Below are 14,812 nucleotides of genomic sequence, written 5' to 3'. Positions count from 1 at the left end.
CGATTTTCCTGCGATGGGTCACATGCGTCCTCGTTCCGCAGCACTGCGAAGACTGTCGATGGTTTTGCGGTAGGCGTCAACATGGCCGCCGCTGAAGATCGCCGAACCGGCGACGAAGACATTGGCGCCGGCACTGGCCGGCAGCGCGATCGTATCGATCGTGATGCCGCCGTCGACCTGCAGTTCGATGGGGCGATCGCCGATCATTGCCCTGACCCGGCGGATCTTCTCCTCCATGGCCGGAATGAACTTCTGGCCGCCAAACCCGGGATTGACCGTCATGACGAGAACGAGGTCGATCTTGTCGAGCAGGTAGTCGAGAACGCTCTCGGGTGTCGCCGGATTGATCGATACGCCGGCCTTCTTTCCAAGCGCCTTGATGGCCTGGATCGAGCGATCGAGATGGGGCCCGGCTTCCGCGTGCACCGTTATGCTGTCGCAGCCGGCCTTGGCGAAGGCTTCGAGATAGGGATCCGCCGGGGCGATCATCAGATGGCAGTCGAAGAAGGCGTCGGTATGCGGGCGCAGCGCCTTGATGACATCGGGACCGAAGGAAATGTTCGGGACGAAATGGCCGTCCATGATGTCGAGGTGGATCCAGTCTGCGCCAGCGGCGACGACATCGCGGACTTCCTGGCCAAGTTTCGCATAGTCGGCGGCGAGGATCGACGGGGCGATGCGGATCGGTCGGGTCATGTTCGGGCTCCGAAAGGCTGGGACGAGGTGGCCAGCCCATAGCATCGCGGGCGAAGCGCTACAATGATCGATTCCCGATGGCACCAATCAGGATGCGTTCCAGCTTGGCAGCAGGTCCCCCGGCGCCGGTGATGCGTCGTGAATGCCCCGCGCGACGGCGCGGGCCATGGTTGCGGCGGCGGCCGAGCAAAGGTCGATGAAATCCTCCGTTTCCAGCAGGCCCCCGGTCTTCGCCGTGGCGAGCGCGAAGACGAGGTCACCGTCCAGCGGCGTATGCGATGGCCAGAGCGCACGCGAGAAGCCGTCATGTGCGGAGACCGCAAGCCGTTTTGCTTCGGATTTCGTGAGCCTTGCGTCGGTCGCGATGACGGCGATGGTCGTGTTCTCGGTGCTGGTACGCGCGCCGAGTTTCGTGCGCACGTCGCGACCATCTCCGGGAAAGGGGGAAGGCATGCCCATCCCACCAAATTCGCTTCCTTCCTCGAACGGGGCCGCCCAGAAGTGCCGGGTCCTGCCGATCGTGGCCGAACCAAGCGCATTGACGGCAACGAGGGCGCCGACGGTAATGCCGTTCGCGAGCACGGTCGACGCCGAGCCGAGCCCGCCCTTGAACGTCGCGGTCGTCGCACCCGTGCCCGCACCTGCCGTGCCGGTGGCAAAGTGGCGTGCGGCAGACCGCGCGGCCTCGTATCCCAGCTCACGATAGGGGGAATATTGCCCCCAGTTCTTGTCCCCGCCGTTCAGGAGGTCGAACAGGATCGCTGCCGGCACGATTGGAATCCGGAGCGGCCCGATCGAGAACCCGCGCCCCATTTCTCTCAGCGCAGCCTGCGCTCCGCCGGCCGCATCGAGCCCGAAGGCGGATCCGCCGGACAGAACAAGCGCGTCGATGGTCTGCACCGTGTTGTGCGGCTCCAGCAGATCCGTCTCGCGGGTTCCTGGAGCGCCGCCCAGCACCTGCACTGCCGCGATCGTCGGTTCCTCGCACAGGACGCAGGTCGCGCCGGATTTCAGGAGAGCATCGGAAGCATTCCCGACCAGGATGCCGGGGACGTCGGTTATGAGATTGTTGGGGCCCGCAGCCATGTCACAAGCGTCTCAATCGTTGGCAGAGGCGGGAGGAACGGGAACGAAACCGCCTTCGCGCCATTCGAGCAGCCGGTAAGGATTGTCGCGCAACTCATGCTGGGCGGTGAAACCGACCGGTCCGATCACGGTCTGGAAGCTGTGGTCGATCAAGGCCTCGGCGACCGGACGATTCTCGCTCTCGGCCGTCTTCAACGCCTCGGCGGCGATCGTTACGGCCGCGTAGGCGGGCAGGGCATACCCTTCCGCCACGATATCGTTCTCCCGCATCTGCGCGGCGACTGCGGTACCTTCCTGCAATGTCTCATAGTCAGGGATCGCAATCGCCTGGACGCCCTGAGGCATGGGGACGGGCTCGTCAGCAGCTATCATGGCCTCTCCACCAAGGACTGCCAGCGGCACTTCTTCCGCCTTGGCGTCGCGGGCAATGATCGCCGTATCGGTGCGGTCGCCGCCGACGAAGACGTGGGTCGCGCCCGACTTTGCCAGCCGCCGCACCAGCGCGATCTGCTGTTCCTGGGCCGGACGGAAGGTATCGACGAAGATGGGCTTCATGCCCACAAGCTCCAGTTTCCCGCGGATCGCTTCAACGAGTTCCCGGGCGCGGATCGTCCCGTCATCGATGAGGGCGAAGGGCTCGGCCTTCCAGTCGCGGGTCATGACCTCGACAGCCTTCTCAGCTTCCGCATTCGGGCCAGGGGCAAGACGGAAGAGAGGCCATTTCTTTTTCAGGGCATCTTCCATGACGATACCGGAGCGCACCGACAGCGTCAGCGCGGGAATGCCGGCCTCAGCGAACTGGGGAAGCGCTTTCTCCAAGCCTTCGGTGCAGAGAAAACCGATCACCGCGCGGGCGTTTGCCTCCTTTACGGCCGCTGCAATGCCTTCGTCTCCGTCTTCCTCGCAACTCTCGCCGATCTCGACAACTTCGATGCCCGATGCCATTGCCGCGAAGCGCGCGCCGTCGAAGACCTGGCGGCCGATGATTGAGAGCGGTCCGTCCTTCGGCGCGACCACTGCGATCGTCGCCGTCTCGGCTGCCGCAGGAGGGGCCGCAAGCAGCATGGCAAAGAGAAGCGTGATGATGGGCTTGCGTGGCATCATGTTTTCCTGCACTCGATGGCGGAAGGCTTTCCTCTTGGCTCCAGATCCTTTTACGAGCGGATCTTACAACGTCAAAGAGAAAGTTGGAGATTTGGCAGTTGCCCCGAAGGGGCCGGGCCCTGATGAAAGCTGTCGCTGCGGACGACTGTCAGGGATTGGCGAGACGATGGCAGGGATACAGCGCCACGCTTTAATGCTTGGTATTTTGGATTTTTTCATTATCTCAATGTATTCGGTGCGGAGAGAGGAGACTGACGTGTTGGACAGGTTGATGATGGACCCGTCGCTCTATCGCGATGCCATGAGCCGCTACGCAGGTCATGTGCAGGTCATTACGGCTGCGCATGAGGGCGAGCGGCGCGGCGTCACCATCACGGCCGCCTGCTCCGTCTCTGACAATCCGGCAACCGTTCTTGCCTGCCTCAACGCGCGCAATCCGAGCAATTCGATCTTTGAAAAAAGCGGCAGCTTCGCGCTGAACACGCTTTCTGCCGACCAGGAGGACGTCGCCAATGTCTTCTCCGGGCGGGAGCCGCTGACACCTGCGGAACGGTTCGCGCGTTTTTCCTGGGGCGAGCTTGTCACCGGTGCGCCAGCGCTTTCCGACGCACTCGCCGTTTTCGACTGCCGCCTGATAGAGGTGAAGGTCATGGCGACCCATATGATCCTCTTCGGCGAGGTCGTCGCCGTGAACTTCGGGACGCAAAAACCGCCGCTCCTCTATATGGACCGGGGATATCGGACGATATAAGTTCCTGACGCTGGGGCCTTGACCCCGGGGCGGAGGAAGCAGTTTGGCCTACAAGAGCGGAACGTTGCCGCAGTCGATCGACGAAACGCTCGAAATGCTTGCGAGCGGGAACTATCTCGCAGGGCGCTCACTCGCAACCGTGCTCTTCCTTTCACTTCGGATGAAACGGCCGCTGTTTCTCGAAGGCGAAGCAGGCGTCGGCAAGACCGAAATCGCCAAGGTGCTGGCCAAGGCTCTCAATCGTCCGCTCATCCGCCTCCAGTGCTACGAAGGGCTCGACGTCGCGTCTGCCGTCTATGAATGGAACTATCCGGCGCAGATGCTGGAGATCCGCCTGGCGGAGGCCGCCGGAACGACGGACAGGGAACGCATCGAGTCCGACATCTTCTCCGACCGCTACCTCATCCGCCGCCCGGTGATGCAGGCACTTTCGTCGCCTGACGGACGGGCGCCGGTCTTCCTCATCGACGAACTCGACAGGACCGACGAAGCCTTCGAGGCTTTTCTGCTCGAGGTGCTTTCCGATTTCCAGGTAACGGTGCCGGAACTCGGAACCATACGCGCCGAAGAGCCGCCGATCGTGATCATCACCACCAACCGCACCCGCGAGGTTCACGACGCGCTCAAGCGCCGCTGCCTCTATCATTGGGTTGACTATCCGAAGGCGGATCAGGAGCTGGAAATCATCCGCAGGAAGGTGCCCAACTGCAACGAGACACTGTCGCGCCAGGTCGTTGCCTATGTGCAGAAGCTGCGTACTCTCGATCTCTTCAAGAACCCCGGTGTCGCCGAGACCATAGACTGGGCCACGGCGCTGACGGAGCTCAATCGGATGGCGCTTGATCCCGAGACGCTTTCGGACACGCTCGGCACACTCCTCAAGTACCAGGATGACATCGCCCGCATCGATTCCGGCGAAGGCCGGAAACTTCTCGAAGAGGTGAAGTCCGGCCTGGCAGTGGCGGGGTGAGCGATGTCCGGTCCGGCGACCGACGGTCTGTTGGTCTCTGCGCCACCAAGCGGTGACGGAAGGCTCGCGGACAATATCCTGTTCTTCGCGCGCGCCCTGCGCAAGGCAGGCTTGCGGATCGGCCCAGGAGCGGTCGCAGACGCCATCGAGGCCGTGGAAGCGATTGGAATTGGCGAGCGCGAGGAGTTCTACACCGCGCTTCAATGCATCTTCGTCAAGCGCCATGAGGACCAGGCCGTCTTCGACGAGGCTTTCCGTCTGTTCTGGCGTTCCCGCGACCTTGTGAAGAAGATGATCGCGATGATGTCGCCTGTCGTTGCCCGCCATGAGGAGCGGGAGAAACGGAAGGCCGGAGAGACGCGCGTCTCCGATGCGCTGTTCGGCGGCAAGCAGGACAATGTGCGGGAACGCGACGAGCCGGACGTCGAGATCGACGCGCGATTCACCAGTTCCGTGAGCGAGATCTTCAGGCGTACCGATTTCGCCCAGATGACGAGCCGGGAACTTTCCGAGGCCAAGCGGGCGATCGCTTCCCTCGTGCTGCCGCTCGATGAGGTAAGGACGCGGCGGTTCCGCCCGAGCAGCCGCGCGCTTGCCATCGACCCACGGTCGACCATGCGACAGGCGATGAAGACCGGCGGCGCGCTGATCCTGCCTCGCCACCGCGAGCCGAAGATGGTGCATCCGCCGCTGGTCGTGCTTGCAGACATTTCCGGTTCCATGAGCCAGTACACGCGGATCTTCCTGCATTTCCTCCATGCGCTGAGTGAGCAGCGACGGCGGGTTCACACTTTCCTGTTCGGTACGCGGCTTACCAACGTCACGCGCCAGATGCGGCATCGCGATCCCGACCAGGCGGTGGACGAGTGCGTTCAGACGGTAAGGGACTGGTCGGGAGGAACCCGGATTGGAGAAACACTTCGCGAGTTCAACCGGATGTGGTCGCGCAGGGTTCTCGGGCAGGGGGCGGTCGTGCTCCTGATCACCGATGGACTTGAGCGTGAAGGTATCGACGTGCTGGAGCGGGAGATCGATCGGCTCCACCGCTCCTGCCGCCGCCTTATATGGCTCAACCCGCTTCTGCGGTTCGAGGGTTTCGAGGCTCGCGCCCGCGGCGTCCGCGCCATGCTGCCGCATGTTGACGAATTCCGATCGGTGCACAATCTTGAGGCGATGACCGATCTTGTCGCCGCCCTCTCGGGTAGCCGCTCGCCGGATGCAGATCCGCGGCGGTACATGGCACTTCATTCCATTGGGAGGAATTGATGGAACAGGTTGCAGCCGATGCGCTCGATCCGCTGGCTATCGCGGAGCGGTGGATGGACGATGGCCGAGAAGTGGCATTGGCGACCGTAGTCGAAACCTGGGGCTCCGCACCGCGTCCGGTCGGAAGCCATCTCGTGATCGACGGCGAGGGCAACTTTCACGGATCCGTTTCCGGAGGATGCGTGGAGGGAGCGGTGATCGCGGAGGCCGCGGACGTCATAGCCGGCGGCCAGCCGCGCATGCTGGAGTTCGGGGTCGCTGACGAGACGGCCTGGCGGGTGGGGCTCTCCTGCGGCGGGCGCATCCGCGTCTATGTGGAGCGTGTTGGCTGATGGATCCTTCATTGCTGCGCAAGCTCAATGCGGAACGGCACGCCCGGCGTGCGGTGGTTCACCTCACCGATCTTGGCGATGGCCGCGACCGGGTGATCCGCGAGAGCGATCCCGTCGCCGGCGCATTGGGGGAGGCGATCGCCTCCGCCTTCCGGTCGGGCAAGTCCGGAATGGTCGAGATCGAGGGCCGCACCTTCTTCCTCAACGTTCACCTGCCGCCCGCGCGGATCGTCGTCATCGGCGCCGTGCACATCAGCCAGGCCCTTGCGGTCATGGCGAAGGTTGCAGGCTTCGACCTGACGATCATCGATCCACGCACGGCCTTTGCCACGCCCGAGCGTTTCCCGGACGTAGAGCTGATCGCGGACTGGCCTCAGGACGTCCTGCCCGAGCGTCCGCTGGACGCCTATACGGCGCTGGTCGCAGTGACGCACGATCCCAAGATCGACGACTTTCCGCTGAAGGAGGCGCTCGCGTCCGGCTGCTTCTATGTCGGCGCTCTCGGAAGCCGCAAGACGCATGCGAACAGAGTGGAGCGGCTGAAGGCCGAGGGCGTCGAAGAGGACGTCATGGCACGCATATCTGCGCCCATCGGCCTCGACATCGGCGCCGCCAACCCCGCCGAGATCGCGGTTGCCGTGCTTGCCGATATCATACAGTCATTCCGCAGGCGCGACCTCGGCACGGAGCTTCGGCCATGATTTTCGGAGAGGTGCCGGTGGAGGAGGCCAGAGGCGCCATCCTCGCCCATAGTGTTCGCGCCAACGGCGTGTCGCTCTCCAAGGGGCATGTGATTGACGAGGCTGACTGTCGGGCGCTTGCCGCCGCCGGTATTGCAAAGGTCATTGCAGCACGGCTGGAAGCGGGAGACATTGACGAGAACGAGGCCGCGCGCCTCATCTCGGATGCAATCGCGCCGGATCATCTGCGGTTCAGCGTGCCGGCCACAGGTCGGGTCAACATCTATTCCGAGGTCGACGGCCTGTTTGTCGCCCGGCGCGACATTGTTGACCGGTTCAACAGGATCGATCCTGCCATCACGATCGCGACCCTTCCCGACCACGTGCCGGTGCAGTCAGGCGATATGGTCGCGACGGTGAAGATCATACCGCTTGCCGTCTCAGGGCGCCTCGCGGAGAAGGCAGCGGCGATCCTGCGAGATGATGAAGCCTTGCTGGTCAAGCCGTTCAAGCCGCTCGATGTCGCGTTGATCGCGACGCAACTGCCTTCGCTGAAGACATCAGTCATGGACAAGACGCGCCGGCTGCTTGAGCACCGCCTGTCGGTGTCCGGCAGTCGCGTAGTCTCGGAAGTCCGCGTTCCCCATGAGGCGGCGGCACTTGCGGAGGCACTTGCTCCCCTGGCGCGCGCAAACGGCATGGTGGTCGTGTTCGGCGCTTCGGCGGTCGCAGACGAGGACGACGTCATTCCGGCTGCGATCCGTGCTGCAGGCGGCAACATCGAGCACGTCGGCATGCCGGTCGATCCCGGAAACCTCCTGGTCCTTGGCAGTATCGGCGGCGTGCCGGTACTCGGTGCTCCCGGCTGCGCGCGCAGCCCGAAGGAGAACGGCTTCGACTGGATATTGAACCGCATTCTCGCCGGCGAGCGGCCGGGCAGGGAAGAGATCACCGGGCTCGGCGTCGGGGGACTGCTTGCAGAGATCCAGACGCGACCGCGCCCCCGCGATCTGCACGAGCCGGCCGTCAGGCCGCTCTCCGTTGCGGTCGTCGTTCTCGCGGCGGGAAAGGCGAGCCGCATGGGCAGCGACGGGCGGCACAAGCTGCTCGCGGAGTTCGATGGCGAGCCCCTGGTGCGCCGCTCGGTCGAGGCTGCCCTGCGTGCGCGGCCTGCAAGGGTCGTCATTGTGACCGGTCATCGGGCTTCCGATGTCGAGGCCGCGCTTGCCGGTCTTCCCGTCGAGGTCGCACGCAACCCCGACTACGCCCAGGGCATGTCGACGTCCCTTCAATGCGGGCTCGGCCTGGCGGGCGGGACGGCGGACGGCATCCTTGTTCTACTGGCTGACATGCCGCATGTGACAGACAGTGATCTGCGCGCGTTGATGGACGCGTTCGAGCAGGCGGGAGGCAGCGCGATCGTCAGGGCAGTCTCCGGTGGAAAACGCGGCAATCCCGTCATTCTCCCGCGTTCCACCTTTCCGGCGATCAATCGCCTGGAGGGCGAAGTCGGAGCACGCAACATCATCGAGGCCTCGGGCGTGGACGTGATAGACGTGGAGATCGGCGAAGCCGCCCAGGTCGATGTCGACACGCCCGAAGCGGTGCTTGCGGCCGGCGGTGTGCTGAAGGGATAGGGCATGGACAACGACGCGATCGAGGAGATGTTCGAGGGGCTCGGACCGGTGACCATCCGCCGGATGTTCGGCGGCAAGGGAATTTATCACCACGGCCGCATCCTGGCGCTGGAAGTCGATGACGAAATCCTTCTGAAGGCCGATGGCGAGACTGCGCCTGCCTTCGAAGAGGCCGGAGGCCGCCAGTGGACCTACGTGGGCAGAAAGGGCAGCAAGCCCGTGCGGATGCCCTACTGGTCGATACCCGAGGACGCGTATGACGATCCCGACATCATGGCCAAGTGGGTTCGCCTCGCCTATGAGGCGGCGTTGCGCGCGTGAGGAGTGACAACCAGCCATAGTCATGAAATCTTTGGACATGGTCGACGAATTTTTGCCGCAATTAAACTTGACTTAAAATATCATGTTGTCCAATACGGAATGCGTGGCCGCAGTCAGTGGCCGGCGCCGTCCGGTTTCGGACCTGGCCATCCCCGGTCGGTCTACGGATGTCGTTCCCGCATTTGCCGTGAGGACTTCCGTGAAGACGAAAAGCCGATGCCTGCCGATCCTGTTGGCCAGTACAGCGACCGTGTTTGTTTTCACGGGAGATGTCGTGAACGCACAGTCGGTCGAGACAAACACGGCGTCTGGCGGCACGACGAACCTTGAGCAGATCACGGTCGAAGGCGAGCGCGGGGAGGACGAAGGCATCGCTAACGTTCCGGCAGCCATCTCGTCCGAAGGTGTCGAAGTCATCCAGGATCGCTATGCGGGAGACGTCAACCAGGTGTTGCGTTCGATGCCCGGCACCTTTACGCGCGAACCCGCCGACCAGGCCGGCATCAACGTCAATATCCGCGGCCTTCAGGGCATGGGGCGGGTTAACAGCATGATCGACGGCGTGCCGCAGACGTTTCGCAATCTTTCCGGTCATGGCGGCACCTTTGACGACATGCTGTATGTCGAGCAGAACCTGCTTGTCGGCGTCGACGTGACCAGGGGCGCCGTCTCGGGTGCGCAGGGCATGGGCACGCTTGCCGGCGCCGCGAATTTCCGCACCCTCGAGATCGACGACGTCCTGCTGCCCGGCAAGGACTTCGGCATGCTGACGACGGTGCGGGCCGGCACCAACGGTTTCGACTATTCAAGACTGGTGGCTACGGGTGCGCGTGGCAACTACGAGGGTGAGGGCGAGGCGAGCGTCGTTGCGGCGATCAGCGATACCAAGAAGAGCCCCTTCGATAACGGTGACGGGATCCTGTATCCCTTTGGCGGCGCACAGCATCCGAAGGGTGGCCTGTTCAAGGTTGGGCTGTCGCCCAACCCGGATCATAATCTGCTCCTGGGTGGCGTCTGGTACGACAACGAGTTCCTGCCGGGAAGTTCCGGCTACAACTGGTCCATCCAGAACCAGACCTATACCGCCAAGTACCTCTACCAGCCGGGCGACAATCTGTTCGATGTGAGCGCCAACGCCTATGTCAATATCACTGACATGGCCTTCAAGGGCACGAACGGGAACGTCAGCACCTTCGACGGCCGGCAAGGCCGCAACACCACGACCGGCTTCGACGTCAGCAACCGCATGCTCTTCGACCTTGGAGAGGACACAGAGCTCAAGCTCTTCTATGGCGCGGCGGTCAACCGCGACGACTACAAGGGCAACGAGAAGCGGGGCGCGAATCCGGACGGGACGCTCCTCAAGGCGGGCGTCTTCAACGAGGCAACGTTGTCCCGCGGGATCTTCGATCTCACGGGCGGCATCCGCTACGACTACTGGTCCCTCGATGGGCTGGACGGCTATCTCGCGCCGGGAGAGGGCGATTGCCCCGCAACCGGCGGCCTGTGCGACGGAACCAAGATCGAGCGGTCCGGGGGCGACTGGAACCCAAGGGTGACGGTTTCGGCACATCCCCTGGACTGGCTCCAGCCTTACGTGACCTACGCCCACACCTCGCGGCCCCCGACGGCCTCGGAAATGTTCTATCCGGGCGGTCACAGCTTCGACGGAACCGGGGATCCGATCAACAACAATCCCAATCTCGTGCCGGAGCAGAGCCGGGGCTGGGACATCGGCGTGAACCTGACCGGCAGCGATCTCCTCCAGGGCGGAGATAACGCATGGCTGAAGGTCGGTTACTTCCACAACAAGATCAAGAACTACATCACCTATGACATCGACACGGACGGCGTCGCGCGATGGGTGAACCTCGACGGCACAACCGTCATGCAGGGCGTCGAGATCGAGGGCGGCTACGATGCCGGGCGCTACTACGCCAATCTGTCGCTGACAATCGCAGATACGGATCAGCCGACCGGTGCCGCCGCCGGCGTGGGCTCGGATGTCGGAACGCTGCCGGACGACTTCTTCACGATCGATGCCGGGGCGCGCTTCCTCGACGAGCAGGTCGTCGTGGGCGGCCGCATGCGCTATGTCGGCAAGAGCACGCAGATGTACATCAACGAGGCGAACGCTTTTCACCTCGGCGCCTACACGCTCTTCGACGCCTACGCCTCCTGGCAGCTCAACGAGAACGCCAAGATCTTCGTCAACGTCGAGAACATCTTCAACAAGAGCTACATGCAGGCGAATTCCGGCCTTGCGGACAGCTATTCCGGGATCGACAACGGGCGCGGGCGCACGATCATATTCGGGGCAACCGCGCGGTTCTAACGCTGAGAGGGGCGTGGCGGGGAGCGTTGGCTTGCGGGTTATTCCACACGTCAGCCGCGCGAGATACGCCGCAATGCCTGGCGACCCGGCGTTCGTGTTATTTCGGCGTGCCGGAGCGAAGGGCCTTGACGGCATCCATCGCGAATTTCGACAATGGTACAGGCAGTGCATCGAGCGGAAACCAGCCGAACTCCGGCAGCTTTTCCGGCTCCATCACCCGAGGCTCTCCGGAAAATTCGCGCACCGCATAGATGACCGACAGCCAGTGCTGCCTGTCGTCCGCGATGCGTTGTTCTGAGAGACACAGGTAGTCGAGCGCACCAAAAGAGAGGCCGGTTTCTTCCTCGGCCTCGCGTCGCGCCGCATCGATGGCGGCTTCCATGTGGTCAATCTTGCCGCCGACGATGTTCCAGTGGCCAGCCTCGGGCGCCTTCAGTCTCCTGTAGAGAAGGAGGCTTTCGCCACGAAGAATCGCAAGCCCACAGCCTACGCCGGGGAAGTCGATGCCAGGCAGACCCATTTGGAAAGGCTTCAGGCCTTGCCCGCGATCAGCATGAACGCAGGAATCTCATCGCCGAAGCCGAGCGGCGTCGGACCATCGTCCTCGTCGCGGCGATAGCGGTTGCGACGATCGCGATTGTCATCGTTCGCCGGGTAGGGCGCGTGAGGCTGGCGCTGGTTACGGACGGTGTTCTGGGGCCGGCCTTCGTTCTTGCGTTCAGCTTTCACAGTTTCAACCCTCTTCTCCTGGTCAATCGTATCGCTGCGATCATCGGCCTTCCGCGTGTCGGCCTTATGACTATCCTGACGATCACGGCCACGGCCGCGCTCACGGTCCTTGTCGCGGCCGCCCTTGCGTGGGCGCTCGCGCTCATCGCTTTCAGCTGCCGGCGGCAAGGCGGAAAGATCGCCGTTGTGCCATTCGATCTTCTTGTCGATCAGCTTCTCGATTGCGTCGGAGAATTTGGTGTCACGCTTGGTGACGAGGGTGAACGATGCGCCGGAACGACCGGCACGTCCCGTACGGCCGATGCGGTGAACATAGTCTTCCGCATGGATGGGGACATCGAAGTTGAACACGTGGCTGACATCGGGAATGTCGAGGCCACGGGCGGCCACGTCCGATGCGACGAGAAGCTTGATGTTCCCGTCCTTGAAATTCGCAAGCATCGTCATGCGCGAACGCTGGTCCATGTCACCATGCAGCGCGCCGACCGAGAAGCCATGCCGGTCGAGGGAACGGAAGAGATCGGCCACGTCCTTCTTGCGATTGCAGAAGATGATGGCGTTCTTCAATTCGTCCTGCGAGCGGATGAGATCGCGCAGAACCGCGCGCTTCTCGTAATCCTTGGAATGGCTTGCCACCAGTCGCTGGGTAACGGTCGTCGCCGTGGACGACCGGGCGGAGACCTCTACGCGTTCCGGATTCTGGAGGAACCGATCGGCGAGCTTCTGGATTTCCGGCGGCATGGTGGCCGAGAAAAACAGTGTCTGGCGCGTGAAGGGGATGAGCTTCGCGATACGCTCGATGTCCGGGATGAAGCCCATGTCGAGCATGCGGTCCGCTTCGTCGATGACGAAAACCTCTACGCCCGTCATCAGCAGCTTGCCGCGCTCGAAATGATCGAGCAGGCGGCCAGGGGTGCAGATCAGCACGTCTGCCCCGCGCTCGAGCTTGCGGTCCTGGTCCTCGAATGAAACCCCGCCGATCAGAAGCGCGATGTTGAGCTTGTGATTCTTGCCGTACTTCTCGAAGTTCTCCGCCACCTGCGCAGCCAGTTCGCGCGTCGGCTCCAGGATGAGCGTTCGCGGCATGCGCGCCCGTGCCCGACCCTTTTCGAGGAGCGTCAGCATCGGCAACACGAAGGATGCTGTCTTGCCCGTGCCCGTCTGTGCGATCCCAAGAATATCGCGCCGCTGGAGGGCCGGAGGTATCGCACCCGCCTGGATCGGGGTGGGAGTGACGTAACCCGCGTCCGTAACGGCGGATAGAACTTTTTGGCTCAGGCCAAGGTCAGAAAAAGTGGTCAAAGGGAAATCAGTTTCCGTTCCGGTTCTCGCGAACACATGAGGTTTCAGCAGGACGTACATCGCTGGATGCAGCGCACATATGCTGAAAGTGCCGCAAAGTCAAGGAAATCGGAATTTCCCGGCGATTCGCAAGCAAAACGAATATGATCCGAGGCGGTTTTGCATCACCGTTCCAAAATGGTTCACTTTGCGTCAGTCCATGAAAGTCGATAATTTCAACCCTGCCGTCAGGAAGCGCATGGGGTCGATCGCCTTGCCGTTGCGGCGGACCTCATAGTGAAGATGGGGGCCGGTGGAGCGGCCGGTCGTACCTGACAGACCGACCGGGTCGCCGGCCTCGACCTTGTCCCCGGCCTTTACAAGGACACGGGAGAGGTGGGCATAGCGGGTCGTCACGCCGTTGCCGTGGCTAATCTCGACCATGTTGCCGTAACCGCCCGTGGCGCCGGCCGTCAGGACCGTTCCTGCGCCGGTCGCGTGGATTTCCGTTCCCACGCGGGCGCGAAAATCGATGCCGGCGTGAAGCGCCAGCCGGCCGAGGAAGGGATCCGTCCGATTACCGAAACGGCTGGTGACGTCGCTGCTGGGCGAGGGATTGCCGAATGGAAGTTGCTTGGCGGCCTTGCGAGCGTCATCCAGGCGATTGAGGGCAAGGTCCAGTTCGCCCATCGAGCCTTCGAACGCGTCAGTGGTTTCCGGTTCGACGAAAGGGCCGCCGATCGCAAGGTCCGAACCGCCTGCCTCTGCCGTATCCTGCGAAACGTCCGAGGTGTCGAAGCCCGTGCGGCGGAGGATCGTCTGGATGGCTTCGGCAGTCTGGGAGGCGCCGGCCGTCAAGGACTGGATACGGTCCAGCTGCCTGCGCTCGATGTCCTTCAGGGAAAGTGTCACCTTCGAGAACATACGGTCCGCGCGGTCAGCCGCCGTTTCGCCGGTTGCATAGGATTGGCGCAGCGTCTCCGCGGGGTCGGCATTGAGCGACTGCCTCGGCGACATCAGGGCTTCGATAGCCTTGACGCCCGCAGCGTCCGCGCGGCGCTCATAGGCGAGAGGCTTGGCTTCCGGCCGTTCCTCGCGCTCGGTGGGAATGGGTGCCTGCTGCAGCCCGGCGTCCTGTGCCCTCGTCAGGAGGTCATCGAGCTTGCCGTGCCGGGCCGAAAGCGCGATCTGCTGCTGCAGAAGCCGTTCAACCTTTTCCTCGACGACCTGCTGGTCCAGGAGCTGACGGCTGGTGACGCGATCCACCTGTGCCCGGAGCGACGAAATCCTGTCCTCGTAGTCGTGCTGCATGCGGGCCTGGCGCGCCATCGTGGCGCCAATCAGGTCGTCTCTCAGCACCAGATAGGAGGTCGCCGCCAGATAGCCCACGGTGAACATCGCGGCGAAGCAGAAGGTAACGGCGACCATCCACGGCCTGATCGACATGTGGCGGATACGGTCGCCGCTGGCGAGGATGATGATGTGCTGCTTTTCGCGTTTCCCAAAAACGCGGTTCTCAGGACGTTCGGACACCAACGACTCCCCAGCGGATGCAAATCCACATTTGATTTCGTTGGGAATTACACAATGTTAAGGTTAATAAACCATTTCGGCCGCCTGCCGC

At 63.0% G+C, this 14,812-nt stretch carries 14 protein-coding genes; 8 read left to right on the top strand and 6 right to left on the bottom strand.

Translation table 11 applies throughout. From position 1 onward, the window contains the following. Nucleotides 1–18: 18 nt before the first annotated feature. From rpe to F3Y30_RS14685, 3 genes are all read right to left on the bottom strand, one after another. A complete protein-coding gene (gene rpe, locus F3Y30_RS14695) occupies nucleotides 19–696 on the bottom strand; it encodes a ribulose-phosphate 3-epimerase (protein ID WP_203423405.1) in 678 nt (225 codons plus the stop codon). 87 nt (nucleotides 697–783) lie between these two features. Beyond that, entirely contained in the window at nucleotides 784–1,782 is a 999-nt protein-coding gene (locus tag F3Y30_RS14690; protein WP_203423404.1) for a P1 family peptidase, read from the bottom strand. Nucleotides 1,783–1,794: 12 nt separating this feature from the next. Then, on the bottom strand, nucleotides 1,795–2,886 hold the full coding sequence (locus tag F3Y30_RS14685; protein WP_203423403.1) for an ABC transporter substrate-binding protein: 1,092 nt from the start codon (nucleotides 2,884–2,886) through the stop codon (nucleotides 1,795–1,797). Here F3Y30_RS14685 and F3Y30_RS14680 point away from each other — a divergent pair. From F3Y30_RS14680 to F3Y30_RS14645, 8 genes are all read left to right on the top strand, one after another. Then, the gene (locus F3Y30_RS14680) at nucleotides 2,846–3,637 is read left to right on the top strand and encodes a flavin reductase family protein (RefSeq protein WP_348649845.1); all 792 of its coding nucleotides are present in this window, start codon (nucleotides 2,846–2,848) and stop codon (nucleotides 3,635–3,637) included. The two genes, F3Y30_RS14685 and F3Y30_RS14680, sit on opposite strands and share 41 nt — an antisense overlap. 94 nt (nucleotides 3,638–3,731) lie before the next feature. Beyond that, complete coding sequence (locus tag F3Y30_RS14675) at nucleotides 3,732–4,607, top strand: MoxR family ATPase (protein ID WP_203426627.1); 876 nt, start codon at nucleotides 3,732–3,734, stop codon at nucleotides 4,605–4,607. A 3-nt stretch (nucleotides 4,608–4,610) separates the two neighbouring features. Further along, a complete protein-coding gene (locus F3Y30_RS14670) occupies nucleotides 4,611–5,873 on the top strand; it encodes a VWA domain-containing protein (protein WP_203423402.1) in 1,263 nt (420 codons plus the stop codon). Next, complete coding sequence (locus F3Y30_RS14665; RefSeq protein WP_203423401.1) at nucleotides 5,873–6,205, top strand: XdhC family protein; 333 nt, start codon at nucleotides 5,873–5,875, stop codon at nucleotides 6,203–6,205. Before F3Y30_RS14670 ends, F3Y30_RS14665 begins: the two co-directional genes overlap by 1 nt. After that, the gene (locus F3Y30_RS14660; protein WP_203423400.1) at nucleotides 6,205–6,906 is read left to right on the top strand and encodes an XdhC family protein; all 702 of its coding nucleotides are present in this window, start codon (nucleotides 6,205–6,207) and stop codon (nucleotides 6,904–6,906) included. The genes F3Y30_RS14665 and F3Y30_RS14660 overlap by 1 nt, the downstream gene beginning before the upstream one ends. Then, on the top strand, nucleotides 6,903–8,522 hold the full coding sequence (locus F3Y30_RS14655) for a molybdopterin-binding/glycosyltransferase family 2 protein (RefSeq protein WP_203423399.1): 1,620 nt from the start codon (nucleotides 6,903–6,905) through the stop codon (nucleotides 8,520–8,522). The genes F3Y30_RS14660 and F3Y30_RS14655 overlap by 4 nt, the downstream gene beginning before the upstream one ends. Before the next feature lie 3 nt (nucleotides 8,523–8,525). Beyond that, on the top strand, nucleotides 8,526–8,843 hold the full coding sequence (locus F3Y30_RS14650; protein WP_203423398.1) for a TfoX/Sxy family protein: 318 nt from the start codon (nucleotides 8,526–8,528) through the stop codon (nucleotides 8,841–8,843). Between the two features lie 274 nt (nucleotides 8,844–9,117). After that, the gene (locus tag F3Y30_RS14645; RefSeq protein ID WP_203423397.1) at nucleotides 9,118–11,178 is read left to right on the top strand and encodes a TonB-dependent receptor; all 2,061 of its coding nucleotides are present in this window, start codon (nucleotides 9,118–9,120) and stop codon (nucleotides 11,176–11,178) included. Nucleotides 11,179–11,275: 97 nt separating this feature from the next. Here F3Y30_RS14645 and F3Y30_RS14640 read toward each other — a convergent pair whose 3' ends face one another. From F3Y30_RS14640 to F3Y30_RS14630, 3 genes are all read right to left on the bottom strand, one after another. Continuing rightward, nucleotides 11,276–11,698 carry an NUDIX domain-containing protein gene (locus F3Y30_RS14640; protein ID WP_203423396.1) on the bottom strand — a complete coding sequence of 141 codons (423 nt, stop codon included), beginning with the start codon at nucleotides 11,696–11,698 and terminating at the stop codon, nucleotides 11,276–11,278. An 11-nt stretch (nucleotides 11,699–11,709) separates the two neighbouring features. Beyond that, entirely contained in the window at nucleotides 11,710–13,209 is a 1,500-nt protein-coding gene (locus tag F3Y30_RS14635; RefSeq protein WP_203423395.1) for a DEAD/DEAH box helicase, read from the bottom strand. A gap of 192 nt (nucleotides 13,210–13,401) precedes the next feature. Then, the gene (locus F3Y30_RS14630) at nucleotides 13,402–14,721 is read right to left on the bottom strand and encodes a M23 family metallopeptidase (protein ID WP_203423394.1); all 1,320 of its coding nucleotides are present in this window, start codon (nucleotides 14,719–14,721) and stop codon (nucleotides 13,402–13,404) included. Nucleotides 14,722–14,812 lie beyond the last annotated feature (91 nt).

The organism is Sinorhizobium sp. BG8, from assembly GCF_016864555.1.
GTDB lineage: Bacteria > Pseudomonadota > Alphaproteobacteria > Rhizobiales > Rhizobiaceae > BG8.
The sequence above is the reverse complement of the archived record's forward strand: the minus strand, read 5'-3'. Positions and strand labels throughout refer to the sequence as shown.